This is a genomic window from Mesorhizobium calcicola, assembly GCF_042682105.1.
Lineage (GTDB): Bacteria > Pseudomonadota > Alphaproteobacteria > Rhizobiales > Rhizobiaceae > Mesorhizobium > Mesorhizobium calcicola.
The window spans coordinates 153,120-173,198 of the sequence record NZ_JBHUGY010000020.1 but is presented as its reverse complement, the minus strand read 5'-3'; the positions used below and the strand labels follow the sequence as shown (position 1 = coordinate 173,198).

Here is a 20,079-nt window from a genome sequence, read left to right as displayed (position 1 = left end):
CTAAACTAGAGTTTGAAGTGGCCCAGGTCAATGCGCGCCGGGGTCGCGGTCAAGAATAGTTGAAGCCCGCGCACGAAGCTGACCCTTCATTATCAGTGAATGTTCACCTATATGTGGGACCAACCTAAGAAAGGGATCCCGCAGATGACGGTAAAACAGCCTCCGCACCATTATGACCCCAAGCCCGTTCTCGATCTCATCGCCAGCATCGAGGCCGATCTGCAGCGCCTGAAAGGCCTGGTCGAACAGCAGGTCGAGAAATTCGATCCGGCCAACCCGCACAACAAGGCCCCGGACGGCAAGTTGACCGAAGAAGGCGTGGAGTGCTGCTACCGCATGTTCGACGAAGGCAAGTCGCGCTATTCGGTCGCCCAGCAGATGAAGATCTCCTTCGCCGCCGCCACCCATCGCTTCAACACCTGGCGCAAGCTTGGTGGAACAAAGCGGCAGCGGGCGCTGCTGGGATAGGGGACATGGCTTCGGCAATTTCCAAGGTTGCGGCTGAACGAGAGTAAGTGCCGTTCCCGCGATTGAATTTGTAACGGTCACATTTTTCGTTGGTGTCGCGCGGCCGTTTCCGTGCACCATGGCCGGACCACATCTTCGCAGGGCTCGTCATGACCATCCCTCCCGGCATAGAAGACATCCACCGCGCCGCGGCCCGGCTTTCCGGACTGATCGTCGAAACCCCGCTGATCGAATCGCAGGAGCTGAACAAGCGTTTCGGCGCCCGCATCCTGTTCAAGCCGGAGACACTGCAGCGCACCGGCTCGTTCAAGTTCCGCGGCGCCTACAACAAGCTGTCGTCGCTGAGCGAGGAAGAGCGCGGCCGTGGCGTCGTCGCCTTCTCGTCGGGCAATCATGCGCAGGGCGTCGCGGCGTCGGCGGCGATGTTCGGCGTCAAGGCGGTCATCGCCATGCCGGCCGATGCGCCGGCGATGAAGATCGGCAATGTCCGCAAGATGGGGGCGGAGGTGGTGCCCTTCGACCGCATGAGCGTGGTGCGCCCTTACATCGACAAAGGCATGGTGCTGGTGCCGCCCTTCGACGACCCGGCCATCATCGCCGGACAGGGCACGATCGGCCTCGAATTGATGGCCCAGGCGAAAGCGCTTGGCGTCAGCCTCGACGCGGTGGTGATCCCCTGCGGCGGCGGCGGCCTGTCGAGCGGCATTTCCGTTGCGGTCAAGGACGCCTCGCCGGACACCGCGGTCTGGGCGGTGGAGCCCGAGCATTTCGACGACACCCGCCGCTCGCTGGCCGCAGGCACCAGGGTTTCGAACGAGCCGGGCCACAGCTCGATCTGCGATGCGATCCTGACCGCCGAGCCCGGCGTGATCACCTTCGAGATCAACCGCAGGAACCTCGCCGGCGGCATTGCCGTCTCCGACAAGGCGACGGCCCAGGCGATGCGCGACGCCATGGCCTACCTGAAGCTGGTGGTCGAGCCCGGCGGCTGCGTGGCGCTGGCAGCCCTGTCATCGGGCGAGATCGAGCTGTCCGGCAAAAGCGTTGCCGTGGTGCTGTCCGGCGGCAATGTCGATTTCGGGACTTATGCGGAGATCATGGCGGCGGCGTAGGGTGGCGATCGAACAACGCAGCGGCGCACGAGTAGGGACCGCCCCGATCCCTCCCACCTGTCCCGCCGGCATACGGCCTGACCCTAGTCCAGCGTCCGCCGGAACCGGACCAGCGCGACGCCGGCAAATAGCGCCACGAAGACCACCAGCCAGCCGATCTCCGTCGCCACCGCCAGCAGTTCGGCGCCCTTCAGCATGACCGCGCGGATGATGCGCAGGAAATGCGTCAGCGGCAGGATCTCGCCGAACGTCTGCGCCCAGCCTGGCATGCCGCGATAGGGGAACATGAAGCCCGACAGCATGATCGACGGCAGGAAGAAGAAGAAGGTGAGCTGCAGCGCCTGCATCTGCGTGCGGGCTATGGTCGAGATCGTATAGCCGAGCAGCACCAGCGCCAGCACGAAGATCAGCACGGCGGTCAACAGAAGCGACGTCGATCCGGTGAATGGTATGGCGAACAGAAGCTTCGCCGCCGCCAGCACCACCACCACCTGCACGCCGCCGACCGCCAGATAGGGCAGCACCTTGCCCAGCATGATCTCGAGCGGGCTCGACGGCATCGCCAGAAGGTTTTCCATCGTGCCGCGCTCGGTCTCGCGCGTCAGCGCGATCGAGGTCATCATCACCATCGTCATCTGCAGGATGACGCCGAGCAGGCCGGGCACGATGTTGTATTGCGAGATGCCTTCGGGATTGTAGCGCCGGTGCACCACCACTTCGAGCTGGCCAAGGGCGGCCTCGGCGGCGGCCTCCTGCATGCCGCGCGCCCTAAGCAGCGCCTGGCTGGCGACGGTGCCGAGCGTCGAGATGGCGCCGCTGGCGACGGCCGGGTCGGTGGCGTCGGCCTCGATCAGGATCTGCGGGCTGTCGCCGCGCTCGACCCGCCGGGCGAAATCGGCGGGGATGGTGACGACGAAGGCGACATCGCCGCGCGACATCAGGAATTCCGCGTCGGCCGCGCTTTGCGAGACATGGTCGAAACGGTAGTAGCCGGTGGTCTGCAGGGCCGAGACCATGGCGCGCGTATAGGGGTCGCTGCTCGTCGCCACCAGTGCCGCCGGCAGGCTTTTCGGGTCGTTGTTGATGGCATAGCCGAACAGCACCAGCTGCATCAGCGGCACGCCCAGCATCATGGCGAAGGTGATGCGGTCGCGCCGCATCTGGATGAACTCCTTGATCAGCAGCGCGCCAAGCCGGGCGAAGGAAAAGACGTTGTTCATGCCATGTTGTCCTTCGAGCCGGACATGAACTGGATGAAGACGTCCTCGAGGCTGGTTTCGCCGGGCGATACCGTCACGCCCTTGTGCTTTTTCTCGACATCGGCGAGTGCGGCTTTGAGCTTCCTGCCATCGGAGCCGACGACATGCAGCGTCGCGCCGAACGGCGCCACCTGGTCGACACCAGGGCGGCCCTGAAGTGCTTCGGCCACCTGGTCGAGGCGCGGGCCCTGCAGGACAAAGGTGGTCAGTCCAGCATTCTTCACCACCTCGGCAACGGTGCCGGTGGCCAGCATCTTGCCGTAGGAAATGTAGCTGATGCGGTGGCAGCGCTCGGCCTCGTCCATGTAGTGGGTGGAGACCAGCACGGTCAGCCCGCTGCTGGCGAGGCGATGGATCTCGTCCCAGAACTCGCGCCGCGCCTTCGGATCGACGCCGGCCGTCGGCTCGTCGAGCAACAGCAGCTTCGGCTTGTGCATGATGCAGGCGGCCAGCGCCAACCGCTGCTTCCAGCCGCCCGACAAGGTGCCGGCCAGCTGGTTGCGGCGCGACGTCAGGCCGAGGTCCTCCAATGTGCGCGCCACATGCTCCTCGACCGGCTTCAGCCGGTAGAGCCGCGCCACGAATTCGAGATTCTCGCCGATCGTCAGATCCTCGTAGAACGAGAATTTCTGCGTCATGTAGCCGACTTCGCGCTTGATGCGCAGGCTGTCGGTGCGGATGTCGAAGCCGAGCACCGTGCCTTCGCCCTCGTCGGGCGTCAGCAGGCCGCACATGATGCGGATGGTGGTGGTCTTGCCCGAACCGTTGGGCCCGAGAAAGCCGACGATCTCGCCTTCGGCGACCGTCATCGTCACATGGTCGACGACGGTCCTATCGCCAAAGCGCTTGACCAGGCCATGGACGTCGATGGCGTTCATTTTGCGCCATCCGCGAGAACGACATCAACGATCTGGCCCGGCTGCAGCGGTCCGGCGTCGCCCTCCGGCCGTGCCTCGACTAGGTAGACCAGCTTTTGCCGGTTCTCGAGCGAATAGATCACCGGTGGCGTGAATTCAGGATCCGGCGAGACGTAGCTGACCCGCGCCTTCACCTCCGGGCCGCAACCGTCGCAGTGCACGCCGAGCAAGGTGCCGACCTTGACCGAGGAGAAGGCGGCTTCCGGGATGTAGACGCTGAGCTTAACGGCGCCATCGGGCAGGATCGAAATGACCGGCGCGGTCGGGCCGGCGGTGTCGCCCGGATTGCGGATGACATCGTTGACGCGGCCCGGCGAAGGCGAGGCCAGCACCCGCTTCGACAGCCGCCATTGCGCCTGCTCGAGAGTCGCCTGTGCCTGCTTGACCTGATTGTCGGCGGCCTTGATCGTCTCGGGGCGCGCCGGCAGGCCGCCGACGGCGAGATTGGCATTGGCCTGGCCGAGCTGGGCGTTGGCCGTCTCCAGTTTCGCGGACGCGGTGTCGAAATCGGCCTGCGTGCCGGCGCCGCGCTTGAACAGATCGGCGGCGCGGTCGTATTTGCGCTTGGCGTCGGCGGCCTGGGCGCTGGCCATGTCGACCTCGGCCTTGAGCACCGCGATCTCTTCCGCGCGCTTGCCGATTTGCAGGTCGGCCAATTGCGCCTGGGCCTGGGCAAGGCCGGCCTCTGCCTGCGCAACCGCGATCCTGGCATCGGCGCTTTCCAGCGTCACCACGGTCGTGCCGGGCACCACACGGTCGCCGCGCTTGACCGTGACCGTCTCGACCTGCGCCACCTCGATCGGCGCCAGCAGCACATAGTCGCCCTCGACATAGCCGACGGCCAGCGGGGCCGCCGGTGCGCAGGCACTGAAAAGCTGCGCGGCGAGCGGCAGCGAACACAGAAAACTCAAGGTCTTTGCCCCTTCATCCCAGGCGCCTTCCGGGCAGCCAATATGGCCTTGAGATTGCCCGATGTGGCCGCCACCACCTTGGCAGCCTCGGCGGCGCCGATGTCGGTCCAGCCCATGCGGCGCATCACCGCCTCGCGGCCGATGCGGAAATAGATGACCTGGCCGATCAGCGTGAACACGGTGAGCCTTGTGGCCTCGCTTTCGGCCGGCTCACCCGTCGCCTGTTCCCAGAGCTGGCACAGCCGGCGGTGCGTCGGCTCGAACACGCCATCATAGATGCGGTCGAGGGCTGCCGTCGGATGGGAAAGCTCGCGCAGCACGAACTGGACGATCTCGCCGGCCTGCGGACTTGCCACGACAAAGCCGACCATCCGCTCCAGCGCCGCGAAGAGCAGCGCTTGCGCCGCCTCCGGACTGGCCGGCGCAGGAGCCTGCACATTGCCGAGCGCCTCGCCGGCAACCGCCTGGATGGTCTCGACGATAAAGTCGGCGGCGGCGGCGCGAAGGCCTTCCTTGCCACCGAAATGATAGGCGATCGAGCCGATATTGGCTTGCGCCTCAGCGGCGATCTCGCGCGTCGAGGTGCCGTGAAAACCCTGCCGGCCGAACAGTTTCAGCGCCGCCTGGACGAGGGCAGCGCGCGTCGTCTCGGCGGGAGACGCTTCGCGGCGGCGGTTTTTGCTGTCTGGTGACTTGATCATTGGTGTACTTTAATCAATCGATTGATTAAAGTCAATCTGTGAGTCAAGCTGGGTGCGCGACTTATCTTGCCATCTTCGGCGGCAACCGCTTAAGTGCTCGGCCATGGGCAAGGAAGTCGAACGCAAATTCCTGGTCTCCGGCGCCGCATGGCGGAACCTGGTGGAGGCGGATATCCGCATTCGCCAGTTCTATCTCGCCGCGACACCGGGCCGGACGCTGCGCGTCCGCATCAGCGATGATGCTTCCGCCAAGTTGACGCTCAAATTCGGCAGCAGGGCGCGCGAGCGCGACGAATTCGAATATCCGATCCCGCTGGCGGACGCCGAAGAGATGCTGGCCTTCGCCGTTGGGCATGTCATAGAGAAGACACGCCACCATGTTAGGCATCGCGGCTATCTCTATGAGGTCGATGTCTTTGGTGGGCCGCTGGCGGGGCTGGTGGTCGCCGAACTCGAGACGCCGGAGGATGTGCCGGACGAAATGCTGCCTGACTGGCTCGGCCGCGAGGTCACCGGCGAGTCTCAATTCTACAACGCGTCGCTCGCCCTCGGGGGGATTCCGGAGATCGCCGCATGAGCTTTCGCATCGATCCGCGCCTGCCGCTGACCGGCGAGGTCAGGCGAATCCTTGCCGAGGACATCGGCAAGGCATTGGCCCATCTCGACGCCGCGCGCAGCCGCCCGGAACAGGGGCTGCACAAGTGCCGCAAGCGGCTGAAGAACGCTCGAGCCTTGCTGCGCCTTGTTCGTTCCGGTGACGAAACATTCTGCGAGATGGAGAACCAGTGCTACCGCAACGTGGCGGGCCTGCTTGCCGGGCCGCGCGAGGCGACGGCGCTGATCGAGACCATCGACCGGCTGGCGGCAAGCTTTCCCACGGAGAGCGCTGGCGACGGGCTGGGCGCGGTGCGCGACAGGCTGATCGCCCGCCAGCACGAATTGCACGAAGGCACCGGGCTGGAAGCGGCGATCGGCGCGGCGACCGCCGCCTGCGAGGAAGGCCTGAAGCGGATCGAAAGCCTTGCCTTGCCCGACCAGCCGGAGCAGGCCGCCGATGTGCTTGCCGAAGGCGCCCGCATCACCTTGCGCCGGGCCAGGAAGGCGCTCGAGAGGGCCGGATCGCGCGGCGAAGCCAATGATTTCCACGATCTGCGCAAGGCGGCCAAGACGCACGGCATGCATCTGTCGCTGCTCGGCAGGCTGTGGCCGACGCCGATCAAGGCCCGGCGCAAGGCGGTCGACGAACTGGGCGAAAGGCTGGGCGACCTGCACGATGTGTTCGTCATGCGCGACTTGCTCGAAGCCGATGACCAGCCGCTCGGGCCGCCCGAGGACACCAAGCTTCTGGGCAAGCTTCTGAAGCGGTCGGAGAAGCAGCTGAAGAAGGCCTGTCTGGCCGAGGCGGCCGAGCTGTTCGGTGACAGTCCCAAACGCTCGACGCGGAAACTGGCCCGCAAGGCGCGCGACGATCTCGCCGCCGCTCCGTCACCGGAAGATGCCGCAGCGACCGCCGGCTGACACGTGCGGCTGGCGCCCAGCCGCCTGCCCGTGCTAATCCCCATATGGCATGACCGCGCCTGGCGACACGCTTCTGGATCGACTTGGCCGCTGGCTCGCCGGCCGGCTGCAGGAAGAATCGTCCGGCTACGAGCCCTATACTCCGTCCGACGCCGAGACGCTGCGCCGCACGCTTGAGCCCGGCGACATCCTGCTGATCGAGGGCAACCAGAGGATCTCGGCGGCGATCAAGTACCTGACCCAGTCGACCTGGTCGCATGCCGCCTTCTATATCGGCGACGCCTTGCCCGCGCCGGAAGACGGAACGGAACGGCGGCGGCTGATCGAGGTCACGCTCGGCGAAGGCTGCATCGCCGTGCCGCTGTCGCGTTACCGCACCTACAACACCCGCATCTGCCGGGCGAGCGGGCTGACACCGGAAGACCGCGACAAGGTCGTTGCCTTCATGATCGGCAAGCTCGGCCTGAGATACGATCTCAAGAACATTTTCGACATGCTGCGCTATTTCCTGCCGACGCCGCCGGTGCCGGTGCGCTGGCGCCGCCGCATGCTGGCATTCGGCTCCGGCGACCCGACACGGGCCATCTGTTCCTCTCTGATCGCCGAGGCCTATGGCCAGATCCGCTATCCGATCCTGCCCGAGATCACCCGCGCGCCCGGCCGCGCTTCGGCGCAATCGAACTATTCGCGCAAGGAAATCATGCACATCCGCCACCACTCGCTGTACACGCCGCGCGACTTCGACCTGTCGCCCTTTTTCCGCATCGTCAAGCCGACGCTGGAATACGGTTTCGACTACCGGGCGATGACATGGGATGACAAGGCAAGCACAGACGCCGCAGCCGCAAAGGCTGGCGCAACCGCCACGGACACGTGATGGCTTTCGGCCTAGGTCAGGACATGCCCCTATGGCGCGGCCTACCGCTATCCCGCCGAGGTGCAGGCGTTTCACATGGCGGCCTATATCACGCCGGAATCGCAATAGCACCCTGGTTTTCGGCTCTGTGTTCGACCCAGACATGGACCGGTTCGTCCCGGCCGCGGATGCTCATCGGTCCATGATCGCGCGCATTCAACTGTGTCGTGGGCGATTCCGCCTTCGCGGCCTCAATCAGTCGTGACCCAAAGCATATATTCGCCTGAAGCTCACGGCAGAGCGACTGCAAACGGCTGGCGACGTTGACGGTGTCGCCCACCACCGCGAAGGACAGATTGCGCTCGCTGCCGACAGCGCCGATGACCACTGCGCCATATTGTGCACCGATCCGAACGTCCAGCGGCGGGTATCCCCTGGACACCCGCTGTACATTCCAGTCTTCGAGAGCGGCGACCATCGCTTCAGCGCATTGGATGGCCCGAGTCGCGTCGTCATGGCTGGCTTGCGGAACCCCGAATGTCGCCATGATGCAATCGCCGATATAGTTATCGACAGTGCCCTGGTGGTCGAAAACGACTTGTTCCATGCGACGGTGGAACTGACGCAGAAGTTCGAACACTGCTTCGGCCGGATGATCCTCGGAATAGTGTGTGAAGCCGACGATGTCGGCGAACAGCACCGCGATATCCTGCCGGCGGACCGGGCCGAAGGGCTCGTCATCGGTGGCGAGCTGGTCGACGACATTGGGCGAAAAATGCCGGGCGAGATTGGCGCGGGCGCGCTCTGCCTTGACATAGTCTTCCGACAGATGTCGGGAACGAAAGACGACCAGCGCCATGATCGCGCCGATAATCAGCACAACCAACACGTTGGTCGCCTGCGCAAATGTATCGACGAAATTGGGGTTGAGATAGAGGTTCAGTCGCTCTGTCATTGGCAGCGAATAGAGGTTCGTCGCCGGAATTACGGTTCCCGGATGAGAAATCACCCATCCCACCCCAACCGCCCATGTCAAGGCCGCGAGCGCGCCGAGATAGAGTGCCAATCGTGTCGAAAGCGTCAGAGCGCCAAGGCATACGAAAATCAGCAGGAATTTGAAGCTGCCCTCGCGCAGTTGCATCGCGGCCGGCGCGACCTCCAGGGAAAACGGGTTGGGCGTTACCAGCAGAACGGTCAACAGAATGATGTCCAGCGTACCAGCGAGGTAACCGATCCACCATCGCGCCGTGCGACGGCGAGCAAAGAGAAACTGGATCAGGCCGACGAGCTGGAACAGCACGAGGCCCGCCAGCACGAAGAGCAGCGAAGCATCCCAGCGGCTGGTCAATGAAAAGAAGCAGGAGATCACGGCGAGCGATGCCGTACGCGCCCAGAACTGCAATGCAGCACCCTGGCGTTCTGCGCGCGCCCGCAAATTTTTCAGGCGCGAATAGCGGCGAAGTTCAAGTGTTGGCGCGGTCGACATAGGATCACTTCGATTTCACGGGGACGTGTCACGCATTCGGCAGACCCGCCCTCTACAATCTGACAAATCAGTGCGCGAACTCTATCATGAATGTGATTTCATTTTTGAAACGCGGCTGCAAAGAGCAAAAATGTCCGGACAAAAGATCATGGTGAAAACCGAAGCAGGACAGGCGGAGGCTTCTCTCTTCAGGTCACCAAAAAACCGCAGCGCCCGGCGTCATTCTCCACATGGATGCGTTCGGCCCGGCCGGCGCTGGGCGGCATGGCGGAAGCTTGGCTGCAGAGGGCTGTACCGTGTTGGTGCCGGATCTGTTCTATCCCAACGCGCCCTATCCTGCTCGGGATGATTGGCCGTGTCAGGCCGGTAACGGGCGGCGTCCCTTTGCAGGAGCGGCGGGCCGATCGAACGCGCCGGCATCGCGCGGGTGCGGCCCGATCGGCATGATCGCCGGAAACGGCGTTGCGCCAAACGCGAACGTCCATTTGTAGCCGGTCAGCCCCTCCTCCGGTGTGGTGTGCTGGTCGTGGTGGGCAAGCAATTTGGCGCGGTTCGCCAGCTCCTCCGCCTCGCGCCGCACCATCTCCGCCGTTTCCGGCCGCATCCGCCTGGAGAAGCTGACGAAGGTCGCTTCCCTCTCGATATGGGTGATGGCCCAGCCGATGAAGTTCTTGTTGGTCATCTCGAACAGAGGCCTGAGCGGCCCTTCGAAATTCCACTGGATCGGCGTCTCGACCAGCACTTTCGCCGACAGGCCCCGGCCGAGCGCGACCAGGCCGAGCTGCTCCAGATCGCGCAGATAGAGGAACATCGAGGCCTCGCTCAGGCCTTGCGAACGCATGATGCCTTCGGGGGTGAATTTCTCGGACAGCATGACGAAGATGAACAGCAGAGCCGGCCGCCCGGCGAGTTTGCGCTCGATCTCCGGCGCGATGTGGTTTACCGGACCCGGCCCCCGGTTCATCGAGCCGAGCACGTTCTCCAACTCGACGCCGGCAGCCGTGCAGATCTCCATCAGCCGGTCGAGCTTGCAGTTGCGCTCGTGGAAGATGCGCTTCACCGTCGGTTCCGAAACGCCCATGCGTTCGGCAAGTTCACGATAGGTGACGCCCTTCGCCTTCAGCGTCCGCTTCAGCGCCTCAAAGATCAGCCCGTTCATCGGATGCACCTCTTGCCGGCAGTTTTCGTATCGACTTTCGATACTAGCGGTAATCGGTCTTTCCGGAAAGTATCGGAAATCATAGCACTTCGCCGTCATCACAGGAGACCAGCCATGAACACCCTCATCACCTCGGCGTTGCTCGCCGTCATCGGCCTTGCAACAGCGCCGGCTGCCCAGGCCGGCGAGCTCTGGCGCGCCACCGGCCTCGAACAGCCGGAATCGGCACTGTTCGACGCCGCCAACAACCGCATCATCGTCTCCAACATATCAGGCAATCCCGGCGCCGCCGACGGCAACGGCTATCTGTCGGTGCTGTCGATCGACGGCAAGACGGTCACCCGGCACTGGACCGACGGCTTGGACGCGCCCAAGGGCATGGCGATTTCAGGCGGCAAGCTCTACGTCGCCGACATCACAAAAATCCGCGTCGTCGATCTCGCCAGCGGCAAGCTGGTGTCGAGCATCGCGGTGCCGAATGCCGTCTTCCTCAACGACATGACGTCGGACCAGGCCGGCAAGGTCTATGTCACCGACATGCTGGCCGACGCCATCTACCGCATCGACGACGACCGGCCGGAGCTGTTCGTCAAGGACGCGGCGCTGGCTTCGCCCAACGGCGTCTTCGCCGACGGCGACCGGCTGATCGTGGCCTCCTGGGGCAAGGGCATCAAGCCCGACTTCAGCACCGCGGAGCCGGGCGGCCTGCTGTCGGTCGATCTCGCCAGCAAGGCGGTTTCGCCACTGCCGGGGGCGCAAAAATTCGCCGACCTCGACGGCGTCATCGCCATCGGCGACAGCATCTACGCCACCGCCTACCTGACTGGCACGCTCTACCGCTATCATACCGGCGGCGCGCCGGAAGCGGTGGCGCATTTCAAGCCGGGCAGCGCCGACATCGGCACCGACGGCAAGTCGATCCTCTATGTGCCGCTGATGAATGAGGGCGACGTCGCCGCGCTGAAGCTCGATTGAGAGCCCTTGTCCAATTGTTAGCCGGCTTCGCAAATGTCGCGATTCACCCATCTCGGCCACACACCCTTCTTGCCCGCCTCGGGCCGGCGTATGGTACGCTGGCCTGGCATCGCGGGCGAAGGAGCGTCGATATGGATGACCGGGAGACAAGGGCGGCTCTGGATCGCCACTGGGCCGCCTCCGATGCGAACGATCTCGAGGCGGAACATCAGATTTATCGGGAGGACGCGGTGCTCGACTATCCGCAATCGGGCGAGCGCATTCGCGGACGGCGAAGCATTCAGTCGTCCCGCGCCGCGCAGCCGAACAAGAAACGCTTCACGGTGCGGCGCATAATCGGCACGGGCGACCTCTGGGTCACGGAATTTGTCCTGACCTATGATGGGCGGCCGTCCTACACAGTGAGCATCATGGAGTTCCTCGATGGCAAGGTGGCCCGCGAGACCCAGTATTTCGGCGATCCGTTCGAGCCGGGGCCATCGCGTGCGCAATGGGTCGAACCGATGCCCTGAAACCGGCCGCCATAAGATGGTCACTTACCGCCCCCTTGCGCGATCGGAGTTGCCGATCGACACGGCCGCTCTCGCCCGCAATCTCATCGGCAAACTGGTGGTGCGGGCGTTGCCCGAAGGCGTCGCCAGCGGCCGCATTGTCGAGACCGAAGCCTATGTCGTCGGCGATGCCGCCGGGCACGGTTACCGGGGGATGACTCCGCGCAACCGTTCGCTGTTCCTCGAGCGCGGGCACGCCTATGTTTATCTCGCCTATGGCACCTCAATGATGCTGAATGTCTCGAGCGAGGCGCCGGGAATCGGAACCGGCGTGCTGATCCGGGCGCTCGAGCCGCTCGACGGCATTGCGATCATGCGGCGCAATCGCGGCATAGAGCGCTTGCGCGACCTTACGCGAGGACCGGGGAGGCTCGCCCAGGCGTTGCGGATCGACCGTTCGCTCGACGGGATCGATCTTTGCCGGGAAGGCTCTTTGTGGCTTGCCCATGACGGCCACGGGCCTGCACGCGGTGCCTACGAACCGCGCGAGATCGGGCAGGGCGTCAGGATCGGCATTTCGAAGGACGCCGATCGGCCGCTGCGGTTTTATCTCAGGGGCAGCCCGTTCGTCAGCGGTCCGGGATCGCTCAACGAATAAGAGATGGCCACCGCCGCAGCGGCGGACACAAAGCCAATCGGGATTGGACCTCCAGATCGCCAAGGCTGCCATCTGGTCCTGCCGTTGGCCCTGGGATATCCGGCTGCACATGAGTGAAGCCGTGAAGACATCCAGCCTGACCGGCGCCGTTTCCCCGATGATCCCGGTGCTCGTATGCGCGCTCGCGATCTTTCTGCTGTCGGGGATGGATGCGGCGATGAAGACCCTGGTCGTTGCCGTGGGCGTCTACAACACGGTGCTGTGGCGCAGCATGGTCGCGACCGTCGTTGCCGGCGCCGCCTGGTCGGCAGGGCCGCGCTCAAAACCAACCCTTGCGGTGCTGCGGCTGCATGCGCTGCGCGCCGCGATTGTCGGCATCGTTCTGATATGCTTCTTTTGGGGTCTCGCCAGGCTGCCGCTGGCGGAGGCGATCGGGCTCAGCTTCGTCGCACCCTTGTTCGCTCTCTTCCTTGCGGCACTTTTGCTGGGCGAGCGCATCCGGCGGCAGGCAATCTGGGCATCGCTGGCCGGCATTGCCGGCGTCGCGATCATATTGGCCGGCCAGTTCGGGCGGGCAAGCTATTCGCAGGATGCCCTGCTTGGCACGGCAGCGGTGCTCGTCTCGACTGTGTTCTACGGCTACAATCTCATCCTCGCGCGGCAGCAGGCGCAGTTGGCCAAGCCGGTCGAGATCATGCTGTTCCAGAACCTTTGCGTCGCCATCATCCTCGGCCTCGCCGCGCCGTGGCTTGCCCTCGCCCTGCCGGGCAATCTTTGGCTTCCCCTGGCCGGGGTGACGGTGCTGTCGCTTGCCGGGCAATTCCTTATGAGCTGGTCCTACGCCCGCGCCGAAGCGCAATACCTGATCCCGACGGAATACTCGGCCTTTATCTGGGCGATCACACTTGGCTGGTTCTTCTTCGACGAGGAGGTCGCCTGGACCACGCTGGCGGGCGCATGCCTGATCGTCACCGGCTGCCTGATCGCCGCGCGCGCAAACCCGAAGCTTGCCGAGCCGATCGAGGCGACAGTTTGAGACTGCCTGCCGCACGCGATTGGGGTGCAGTTCTACGGATATTTCGTCCGATTTGCACTCGCGTCCTGGGCGCTTGAATCGCCCTGCAGCTCCCCTGGCAGCGGGAGACTTGAGCACCGCAAGTGCACCTCGCGGGAAAACAATTTTCGCTGCTTCTGCTCATGCTCCTTGATGGTTGCCACGAGCCCCAATGAATACGGGCCAAGCAGGACACCGAAGCCCCACCCCGGGTGTTCTTTTTCGCGGGTCTCGTAGTCCGAAGCCGCCATGCGAGCTTGCTGGCATTCCGGCGACACCCATTTCGGGTCTTGCTGCGAAAGCGACGCTTCGTAGGCGACCGGAGAGGTCACGCATCCGGCCAATGTCGCGGCCAACGCGACCAACACTGCAATTCTCATCCGAAGCCTTTCCCATAGCATTGCGGAGAGTACACAGAACTCTCCCTCCCACAAGGACATAGCTGCGCAGCGCCCGCTGGCGTTGCCCTTGGCCGCCGCTGCCGTGCCCGTTGCAGATCAATCGCGACGACGTTATACAGTCCCGTGTCGGAAAAGGCAGACTTGGTTTGGTAAGCCCAAGTCCTTTCGGTAACGAAAGCTCTGGTCTTCGGCTTCGTGCACGAGATCCCCACGACGAACATCGGACGCTTCTCAGGCGTCCAGTGGTTCGTCCGTGTGGTGTTCAAGATCGAGGAACGCTCCGGTCGAACATCGACCAAGGAGCAGTCCATGCACGACCGATATTCCCCCGTTTATGACGTCGTAATCTCCGGTGCCGGTCCGGTCGGCCTGTTTCTCGCCTGTGAGCTGCGCCTCGCCCAGCTGTCGGTGCTGGTGCTGGAGCAGGCAGCCGACGCCAGCTCACCCTTGAAGCGGCTTCCGTTCGGCATGCGCGGCCTTTCGATGCCCACCATCGAGGCCTTCTGGCGTCGCGGCTTGCTGGACGACATCGCGGCGCCGCAACGCGCGAAAGATGATTCGGCCAGCAGCAGCGCTTCGGCTGCCGCGCATTGGATGCAGCAGCCGCGCCGCCCGGGCGGCCATTTCGCCGGCATCCAGTTCCACCACGACGCCATCGACACCTCGAAGTGGCCGTATCGCCTGCCAAGCCCGGCCGGCACCAGCATGGCGGTCGAGATGGAGGCTCTCGAATCCGCCCTGGCCGCTCATGCAACAGCGAAGGGGGTCGAGATCAGGCGCGCCCTCGGCGTCGAAGACTTCGACCAGTCGGACGAGGACGTGACCCTTCGCGCTGGTGGCGAGACCTTCCGCGGACGCTGGCTCGTCGGATGCGATGGCGGCCGCAGCACGGTTCGCAAGGCTGGCGGCTTTAAGTTCGTCGGCACCGATGCCGAGTTCACCGGTTATTCCATCGAAGTCGAGATGGCCGATCTGGACAAGCTCCGCCCGGGTCGCCACTACACGCCGACGGGCATGTACACTTACTCGCGCCCCGGGACGATCGCGATGATCGAGTTCGACGGGGGCGCTTTCCACCGGACCCAGCCGATCACGCTTGACCATGTGCAGGACGTATTGCGCCGCGTCTCCGGTGCCGACATCACCTTGACGGCCCTCCAGTTGGCCACGACCTGGACGGATCGCGCCTACCAGGCGACGGCCTACCGCAAAGGTCGGGTGCTGCTCGCCGGCGACGCCGCGCACATCCATTCTCCCTTGGGCGGCCAGGGGCTCAACCTCGGGCTTGGCGACGCCATGAACCTCGGCTGGAAGCTGGCGTCGACGATCCGTGGCGATGCGCCGGCCGGCGTGCTCGACAGCTATGCGAATGAGCGGCATCCGGTGGGCGCGCAAGTCCTTGACTGGTCGCGCGCCCAGGTCGCGCTGATGCGGCCGAGCCGGAGTTCGCGCGCGCTCGAGGCCATCATCCGCGATCTCATCGACACGCGCGACGGCGCGACCTACTTCGCCGAGCGCGTATGGGGCGTTTCTCTCCGCTACGATCTTGGCGGCAATCACCCGCTGGTGGGCCGCAGCGCGCCCGACTTCGGGCTGGCCGACGGAACGAGGCTCGGCGAACTCCTCAGGAAAGGGCGCGGCCTGCTGCTGGACTTCGACGCTGGTACGCCGCTTCAAGCGCTTGCAGGCCACTGTAGCGGCCGGATCAATTATGTCGCAAGTGACGCCAAGGATCGGCTGGCCTAAGCGCTGTGCTCGTTCGCCCCGATGGCTTCGTCGCCTGGGCCGCTGACGCTGCCCCCGACTATGAGGAAGCTTCGCAGGCCGCGTCGCGATGGTTTGGCGAAGCCGAATGGGCGCGCGACACCGCGTGAGGCGTTGACCGTCAGCCGCGCCGCGCCGCCTCGATCGCGGCGACGTCGATCTTCTTCATATCCATCATCGCATCAAACGCGCGTTTCGCTTCGTCGCCGCCGGCAGCCATCGCCTCGGTCAGCACGCGCGGCGTGATTTGCCAGGAGACGCCCCATTTGTCCTTGCACCAGCCACATGCACTTTCCTGGCCGCCATTGCCGACAATGGCGTTCCAGTAGCGGTCGGTCTCTTGCTGATCGTCTGTGGCGATCTGGAACGAGAAGGCTTCGTTGTGTTTGAACACCGGCCCGCCATTGAGGCCGAGGCAGGGAATGCCGGCAACGGTAAACTCGACCGTCAACACATCGCCCGCCTTGCCGGACGGGTAGTCGCTGGGAGCACGGTGGACGGCGCTCACCGCGCTGTCGGGAAAAGTCTCGGCGTAGAAGCGGGCCGCGGCCTCGGCGTCCTTGTCGTACCACACGCAGATCGTGTTCTTGGCAATTGCCATTGCTTGTCCCTTTCGCTTTTGAAGGCCTTCCGGCCCGGTTTCCCACGCACCCGGCGGGCGATTCAGTGCCCCACGAACACAGAATGCGCTGATGCCATCGGATGTTCCGCCCACGAAACGATGTCCCTGTGAGTCGGGTTTTCCGCATTCGAGTTGACCATGGCTGGAGTTAGCCCAGAATATTGCGCACCGCGCGCATGAACACCTTTGACCCGATCGGGATCAGGTCGTCCGGAAAGTCATAGTCCGGATTGTGCAGCGCCGGCTGCCGTTCGCCCGCGCCGAGGAAGAACATCGCGGATGCCGCCGTGTGACCGAACACGCCGAAATCTTCCGAGGCGCGCATCGGCAGGGCTTCTTCTCCGTGCAAGACGCCCTCTTCATCGAGAGCCCGCCGCAGATGCTCCACGGCCTCCGGTGCGTTGACGCTGGCAACGAATATCTCGTGATAATCCCACCGTGCGGAAAGGCCATGCTGGCCCGCGATTTGTGTAACCAGCGCCTCGGCGGCGGCACACAGGTTGGCCATGCGGTCGTCGCGCCGGGTGCGCAGCGTCGCCCAGACCTCGGCCTGGCCGGGCGCGATGCCGAACACGGCTTCGCCCATCGTGGCATGGGTGACGGTGACCATGCTGAATTCGTCGTCGGCAAAGGTCCCGCGCCCGAGCGCAGGCAGCGCCGGCATCAATTGGCTGATCGCCATCATCGGCGAGATGCCGGTCTCCGGCATGGACGAATGCGCGGTCTTGCCCTCCAGCACGATGCGCATGCCGCGTGACGCACAGTTCACCACGCCTGTTTTGAGCCGCACCTCGCCGAGCGGCACACCGGGCAGATTGTGCAATGAGAACGCGAAATCCGGCGCGATCCTGCCGAAGCGCGGATCGGCGACGACGCCGGCCGCTCCATTGCCGGTTTCTTCCGCCGGCTGGAACATCAGCACGACCCGGCCTCGAGCCGGCCTGTCGCGCCCAAGCTGGCGGCCAAGCGATGCCAGGATCGCCGTGTGTCCGTCATGGCCACACATATGCGACTTGCCCGGCACCAGCGATGAATGCGGCGCGCCCGAAAGTTCGTGGATCGGCAGCGCATCGAGTTCCGAGCGGAACATGACAGTTGGTCCAGCCTTGCCGCTTTCGTAGATGGCCGCCACACCGTGCCCACCCAATCCCGTCAGCACCTCGTCCGGCCCTGTATCGGCAAGGAAGGCGACGACCTCCCGGGCGGTCCTCTCCTCCTCATTCGAGATTTCCGGATGCTGGTGCAGCTTGCGCCGCCACGCCGTAAGCTCGACGATGTCTCGATTGGTCAGGGTCACGCTTTCCGTCTCCGCTTGCGCTCTGCATAACACACGCAGCGAAACTTCCGCCAAGCGCCAGAAGCGGTCAATCCGGCGCGGTTGTGGATGGCGGCAGTGGGGCCGGAAGCGGAACATCGGCTTTCGGGATGACGGGGCTAGAAAGCCGACCTTAGCATCCTGGGTAGCGCCGACCGCTTTGCGCCAGCAGCGGGGCGCTCGCCACGGTGACAACGACCCATACAGGCGATCGACGCGACGGGCGCCAAGGGCCATACCTGACTCTATGTTCCCTTCACGATTCTCGGTTTAGCCGGTCGGCGGGATTGCGTCTCGCTCTCGAGGGCCAAGGCCAACCGCTTCTCGTCTTCGATGGCGCGATCGACTGCCTCAATTTCCTCTTGGAGCGCCTTCAATTCGGCTCCATAGCTGGCGCCATCGCTGTCCCCGATCTGAAAGCCACTTGCCCGCATTGCGTCGCGAGTATGGTGCACGTTGCGGACTCCTTCGCGTCGAGTCGCGACCAGGATTTCCCTGAACTCTCCAAGACGTTCAACGTGATTACGAGTCATTGCGTTCTCCTATTTCGTCGTCATCGTCGCCGACGGCGATTCAAAACGGCTAAACTTACGGCGCAGACGGTTTAAGTGATTACAGGGGTACCCTCGACAAAGCATGAGTGCCGAAGCTCAAATTTGAACGTTTTGCAATAACGTGGAGCGCGGCAGGCGGACATTGGCTTGGGAGGCCGGACCGATCACCGACCAGGTGCTAGACTCTTCGGACGAGCGCGTCCGCTGCTCGCCGCGCTTGCTGGTCCATCCAGCAAACGATTCTGGATCGCGAGGGTCCGTTTCTGAGCGCACAGCGACGTTGGTCTCAATGCTCGATAAGAGGCGCATTGCCGTCCGGCAGCTTTGGGGCCGAAAACGGAAGATCCGCTTTTTGTGCGGGAAAGAATGATAGCGGACGTTCAACCTCAAGGGTCCAATGTCGTGAGCTGACCCCTGTGCCGCCGTTGCCGACCGTTCTCCAAAGACAGGACTGGGTGGGAAGTTCACGTTGCCGCCATCGATCCGAACGGCCAAGGAGCATCCAAGGACAAGGTAGCCTTCGGCGCTGTCCTAACCTAGTGTTGAACCGTCAATCAAACGGACACGCCCGAGTGGTAGAGGAACTGACGTACAAGGATGAAGCGGCGGCCGGTTACGACCGTGCCTTCGCCCACGTTACAACGCACTTCGTTCCCTACTTACTTCGCGCGGCTCACATCGCGCCGGGTATGCGTGTCCTCGACATCGCCACGGGCACAGGTCTCGCAGCCGAAGCTGCCCTGAACATCGTTGGCCTGACTGGCCACGTCACTGCCGCCGACTTGTCGCCCGCAATGGTCGCAAAGTCGCGCGAACGCCTCCGCCACTCGAAAAACGCGTCGGTTGCGGTCGAGGACGGCCAGGCACTTTCATTTTCCGACGAAAGCTTCGATGCGGTCGTGTGCAGTCTCGGACTGATGTTCTTCCCCGATGCCCTAAGCGGACTTGCAGAGTTTCGTCGCGTACTTCGTCCCGGCGGGCGCGCCGCAGTCTCGGTCAACACCGTGCCAGAACGGTCCTACAACAATCGCATCAACCTCGCCGTTGCACGGCATGTGCCGTCGTTAGCAGTGGCGGCCGCCAGCGTGTTTTCGGTTGGCGACGAAATGAAATTGAGGTCACTGTTCGAGGCCGCGAATTTCCAGGACGTGGAGATCACCACCGAGACGCATCGGTTCGTGCTGCCTTCCTTTGACGCATACTTCGAGCCTTTTGAGAAAGGTGCGGGCTCGCCTGGGCAAGCTCTTGTCTCGCTCTCTGTGGAGGCTCGCAAAGCAGTGCGCGAGGAAGTACAGCGTGACTTCGGGGACACTGGCGGGGCCCATCGAGGTAGAAGTCGAGTACAGGTTAGCTGGCGGGCGACGATAACGGTCGCGCGCATGACCGTTTGGGTGCTTTTGTGCCGAACCCAATGACCGGAACGGGTTCGGCTCGCGACCCTGCCATGCGTCCAGCTAAACGTCAGGAGTTGGCGGATATTGGTGAAAAAGTCCGCGCCTAAGCCGAAGAGGACGTTTGCGTAGAATATCGTTCTCGCCAGGAGTCCGATCCCGAATCCTGATTCCGGATAAAGCCTTGCCATGAAATGAGATTCTGTCGCCAACGCTTGCTCTATCGTGCGTCGGACTTTTTCAACAATATAGGCGCAATCCCGACTTCCAACCTCGTCGCCGGCGATGTCTTCTGCTTTCAGGAAGCGACTGAACTGATCTCTACGGCCGATATTAGGGCGCAAAGGGGTCATGGTCCGTTTGCGCGGGCACTGCTGCGAACAAGCAGCGGGATGGGTCGGACGCGCGTCAGTGGCGCTGCGGCAGGAGAGCTGGGGCGTCGCGCGAGCCATAGTCTCAATAGGCGT

The 20,079-nt window shown here is 63.9% G+C and carries 20 protein-coding genes and 1 pseudogene; 11 read left to right on the top strand and 10 right to left on the bottom strand.

Annotated features, from left to right (window positions below):
• The first annotated feature begins 144 nt into the window (after positions 1-144).
• Both ACFSQT_RS12860 and ACFSQT_RS12855 read left to right on the top strand, forming a co-directional pair.
• Complete coding sequence (locus tag ACFSQT_RS12860; protein ID WP_379019053.1) at positions 145-468, top strand: hypothetical protein; 324 nt, start codon at positions 145-147, stop codon at positions 466-468.
• 149 nt (positions 469-617) lie between these two features.
• On the top strand, positions 618-1,580 hold the full coding sequence (locus ACFSQT_RS12855) for a threonine/serine dehydratase (RefSeq protein ID WP_379019051.1): 963 nt from the start codon (positions 618-620) through the stop codon (positions 1,578-1,580).
• 83 nt (positions 1,581-1,663) lie between these two features.
• Here the strand turns inward: ACFSQT_RS12855 and ACFSQT_RS12850 are convergent, their stop codons facing one another.
• From ACFSQT_RS12850 to ACFSQT_RS12835, 4 genes are read right to left on the bottom strand one after another with little or no spacing between them, the layout of a single operon-like run.
• Positions 1,664-2,800: an ABC transporter permease gene (locus ACFSQT_RS12850; protein ID WP_379019049.1), complete on the bottom strand. Its 1,137-nt coding sequence runs from the start codon at positions 2,798-2,800 to the stop codon at positions 1,664-1,666.
• Positions 2,797-3,717, bottom strand: coding sequence for an ABC transporter ATP-binding protein (locus ACFSQT_RS12845; RefSeq protein WP_379019047.1), 921 nt, complete (start codon positions 3,715-3,717; stop codon positions 2,797-2,799). The genes ACFSQT_RS12850 and ACFSQT_RS12845 overlap by 4 nt, the downstream gene beginning before the upstream one ends.
• Positions 3,714-4,667, bottom strand: coding sequence for an HlyD family secretion protein (locus ACFSQT_RS12840; protein WP_379019045.1), 954 nt, complete (start codon positions 4,665-4,667; stop codon positions 3,714-3,716). The genes ACFSQT_RS12845 and ACFSQT_RS12840 overlap by 4 nt, the downstream gene beginning before the upstream one ends.
• Positions 4,664-5,368 (bottom strand): CerR family C-terminal domain-containing protein, encoded by a 705-nt coding sequence (locus ACFSQT_RS12835; protein WP_379019043.1) that lies wholly within the window; start codon positions 5,366-5,368, stop codon positions 4,664-4,666. The genes ACFSQT_RS12840 and ACFSQT_RS12835 overlap by 4 nt, the downstream gene beginning before the upstream one ends.
• 103 nt (positions 5,369-5,471) lie before the next feature.
• Between ACFSQT_RS12835 and ACFSQT_RS12830 the strand changes: the two genes are divergently transcribed.
• The 3 genes from ACFSQT_RS12830 to ACFSQT_RS12820 are packed head-to-tail and all read left to right on the top strand — an operon-like array spanning position 5,472 to position 7,763.
• Entirely contained in the window at positions 5,472-5,945 is a 474-nt protein-coding gene (locus tag ACFSQT_RS12830) for a CYTH domain-containing protein (protein WP_379019041.1), read from the top strand.
• Positions 5,942-6,886, top strand: coding sequence for a CHAD domain-containing protein (locus ACFSQT_RS12825; RefSeq protein ID WP_379019039.1), 945 nt, complete (start codon positions 5,942-5,944; stop codon positions 6,884-6,886). Before ACFSQT_RS12830 ends, ACFSQT_RS12825 begins: the two co-directional genes overlap by 4 nt.
• A gap of 49 nt (positions 6,887-6,935) precedes the next feature.
• Entirely contained in the window at positions 6,936-7,763 is an 828-nt protein-coding gene (locus ACFSQT_RS12820; protein WP_379019037.1) for a YiiX/YebB-like N1pC/P60 family cysteine hydrolase, read from the top strand.
• A gap of 88 nt (positions 7,764-7,851) precedes the next feature.
• On the opposite strand, the gene ACFSQT_RS12815 is transcribed toward ACFSQT_RS12820, so the two are convergent.
• Both ACFSQT_RS12815 and ACFSQT_RS12810 read right to left on the bottom strand, forming a co-directional pair.
• Positions 7,852-9,228, bottom strand: coding sequence for an adenylate/guanylate cyclase domain-containing protein (locus ACFSQT_RS12815; protein ID WP_379019035.1), 1,377 nt, complete (start codon positions 9,226-9,228; stop codon positions 7,852-7,854).
• A gap of 358 nt (positions 9,229-9,586) precedes the next feature.
• Complete coding sequence (locus ACFSQT_RS12810; protein WP_379019033.1) at positions 9,587-10,387, bottom strand: helix-turn-helix domain-containing protein; 801 nt, start codon at positions 10,385-10,387, stop codon at positions 9,587-9,589.
• Positions 10,388-10,501: 114 nt separating this feature from the next.
• Between ACFSQT_RS12810 and ACFSQT_RS12805 the strand changes: the two genes are divergently transcribed.
• From ACFSQT_RS12805 to ACFSQT_RS12790, 4 genes are all read left to right on the top strand, one after another.
• Complete coding sequence (locus ACFSQT_RS12805) at positions 10,502-11,362, top strand: SMP-30/gluconolactonase/LRE family protein (protein WP_379019031.1); 861 nt, start codon at positions 10,502-10,504, stop codon at positions 11,360-11,362.
• A gap of 131 nt (positions 11,363-11,493) precedes the next feature.
• Positions 11,494-11,874: a nuclear transport factor 2 family protein gene (locus tag ACFSQT_RS12800; RefSeq protein ID WP_379019029.1), complete on the top strand. Its 381-nt coding sequence runs from the start codon at positions 11,494-11,496 to the stop codon at positions 11,872-11,874.
• 16 nt (positions 11,875-11,890) lie between these two features.
• Positions 11,891-12,511 (top strand): DNA-3-methyladenine glycosylase, encoded by a 621-nt coding sequence (locus ACFSQT_RS12795; RefSeq protein ID WP_379019027.1) that lies wholly within the window; start codon positions 11,891-11,893, stop codon positions 12,509-12,511.
• Positions 12,512-12,620: 109 nt separating this feature from the next.
• Complete coding sequence (locus ACFSQT_RS12790; RefSeq protein WP_379019025.1) at positions 12,621-13,547, top strand: DMT family transporter; 927 nt, start codon at positions 12,621-12,623, stop codon at positions 13,545-13,547.
• A gap of 32 nt (positions 13,548-13,579) precedes the next feature.
• On the opposite strand, the gene ACFSQT_RS12785 is transcribed toward ACFSQT_RS12790, so the two are convergent.
• The gene (locus ACFSQT_RS12785; RefSeq protein WP_379019023.1) at positions 13,580-13,945 is read right to left on the bottom strand and encodes a hypothetical protein; all 366 of its coding nucleotides are present in this window, start codon (positions 13,943-13,945) and stop codon (positions 13,580-13,582) included.
• A 330-nt stretch (positions 13,946-14,275) separates the two neighbouring features.
• Between ACFSQT_RS12785 and ACFSQT_RS12780 the strand changes: the two are divergent.
• Positions 14,276-15,840: pseudogene (locus ACFSQT_RS12780) on the top strand (FAD-dependent monooxygenase).
• 11 nt (positions 15,841-15,851) lie between these two features.
• On the opposite strand, the gene ACFSQT_RS12775 reads toward ACFSQT_RS12780, so the two are convergent.
• The 3 genes from ACFSQT_RS12775 to ACFSQT_RS12765 all read right to left on the bottom strand — a co-directional run bounded on the left by ACFSQT_RS12775 (position 15,852) and on the right by ACFSQT_RS12765 (position 18,200).
• Entirely contained in the window at positions 15,852-16,325 is a 474-nt protein-coding gene (locus ACFSQT_RS12775) for a VOC family protein (RefSeq protein ID WP_379019426.1), read from the bottom strand.
• Between the two features lie 175 nt (positions 16,326-16,500).
• Positions 16,501-17,649, bottom strand: coding sequence for an amidohydrolase (locus ACFSQT_RS12770; RefSeq protein ID WP_379019021.1), 1,149 nt, complete (start codon positions 17,647-17,649; stop codon positions 16,501-16,503).
• 263 nt (positions 17,650-17,912) lie between these two features.
• Positions 17,913-18,200: a hypothetical protein gene (locus tag ACFSQT_RS12765; RefSeq protein ID WP_023785323.1), complete on the bottom strand. Its 288-nt coding sequence runs from the start codon at positions 18,198-18,200 to the stop codon at positions 17,913-17,915.
• Positions 18,201-18,793: 593 nt separating this feature from the next.
• On the opposite strand from ACFSQT_RS12765, the gene ACFSQT_RS12760 reads away from it, so the two are divergent.
• Positions 18,794-19,636, top strand: a complete 843-nt coding sequence (locus ACFSQT_RS12760) for a class I SAM-dependent methyltransferase (protein ID WP_379019019.1) — start codon at positions 18,794-18,796, stop codon at positions 19,634-19,636.
• Positions 19,637-20,079: the final 443 nt, after the last annotated feature.

Bases quoted from the DNA above. Each gene is read 5' to 3' on its own strand.
- ACFSQT_RS12815 (WP_379019035.1), bottom strand. From the start codon at position 9,228: ATGTCGACCGCGCCAACACTTGAACTTCGCCGCTATTCGCGCCTGAAA.
- ACFSQT_RS12825 (WP_379019039.1), top strand. From the start codon at position 5,942: ATGAGCTTTCGCATCGATCCGCGCCTGCCGCTGACCGGCGAGGTCAGG.
- ACFSQT_RS12820 (WP_379019037.1), top strand. From the start codon at position 6,936: ATGACCGCGCCTGGCGACACGCTTCTGGATCGACTTGGCCGCTGGCTC.
- ACFSQT_RS12830 (WP_379019041.1), top strand. From the start codon at position 5,472: ATGGGCAAGGAAGTCGAACGCAAATTCCTGGTCTCCGGCGCCGCATGG.
- ACFSQT_RS12800 (WP_379019029.1), top strand. From the start codon at position 11,494: ATGGATGACCGGGAGACAAGGGCGGCTCTGGATCGCCACTGGGCCGCC.
- ACFSQT_RS12855 (WP_379019051.1), top strand. From the start codon at position 618: ATGACCATCCCTCCCGGCATAGAAGACATCCACCGCGCCGCGGCCCGG.
- ACFSQT_RS12850 (WP_379019049.1), bottom strand. From the start codon at position 2,800: ATGAACAACGTCTTTTCCTTCGCCCGGCTTGGCGCGCTGCTGATCAAG.
- ACFSQT_RS12805 (WP_379019031.1), top strand. From the start codon at position 10,502: ATGAACACCCTCATCACCTCGGCGTTGCTCGCCGTCATCGGCCTTGCA.
- ACFSQT_RS12810 (WP_379019033.1), bottom strand. From the start codon at position 10,387: ATGAACGGGCTGATCTTTGAGGCGCTGAAGCGGACGCTGAAGGCGAAG.
- ACFSQT_RS12790 (WP_379019025.1), top strand. From the start codon at position 12,621: ATGAGTGAAGCCGTGAAGACATCCAGCCTGACCGGCGCCGTTTCCCCG.
- ACFSQT_RS12845 (WP_379019047.1), bottom strand. From the start codon at position 3,717: ATGAACGCCATCGACGTCCATGGCCTGGTCAAGCGCTTTGGCGATAGG.
- ACFSQT_RS12795 (WP_379019027.1), top strand. From the start codon at position 11,891: ATGGTCACTTACCGCCCCCTTGCGCGATCGGAGTTGCCGATCGACACG.
- ACFSQT_RS12765 (WP_023785323.1), bottom strand. From the start codon at position 18,200: ATGACTCGTAATCACGTTGAACGTCTTGGAGAGTTCAGGGAAATCCTG.
- ACFSQT_RS12860 (WP_379019053.1), top strand. From the start codon at position 145: ATGACGGTAAAACAGCCTCCGCACCATTATGACCCCAAGCCCGTTCTC.
- ACFSQT_RS12785 (WP_379019023.1), bottom strand. From the start codon at position 13,945: ATGAGAATTGCAGTGTTGGTCGCGTTGGCCGCGACATTGGCCGGATGC.
- ACFSQT_RS12835 (WP_379019043.1), bottom strand. From the start codon at position 5,368: ATGATCAAGTCACCAGACAGCAAAAACCGCCGCCGCGAAGCGTCTCCC.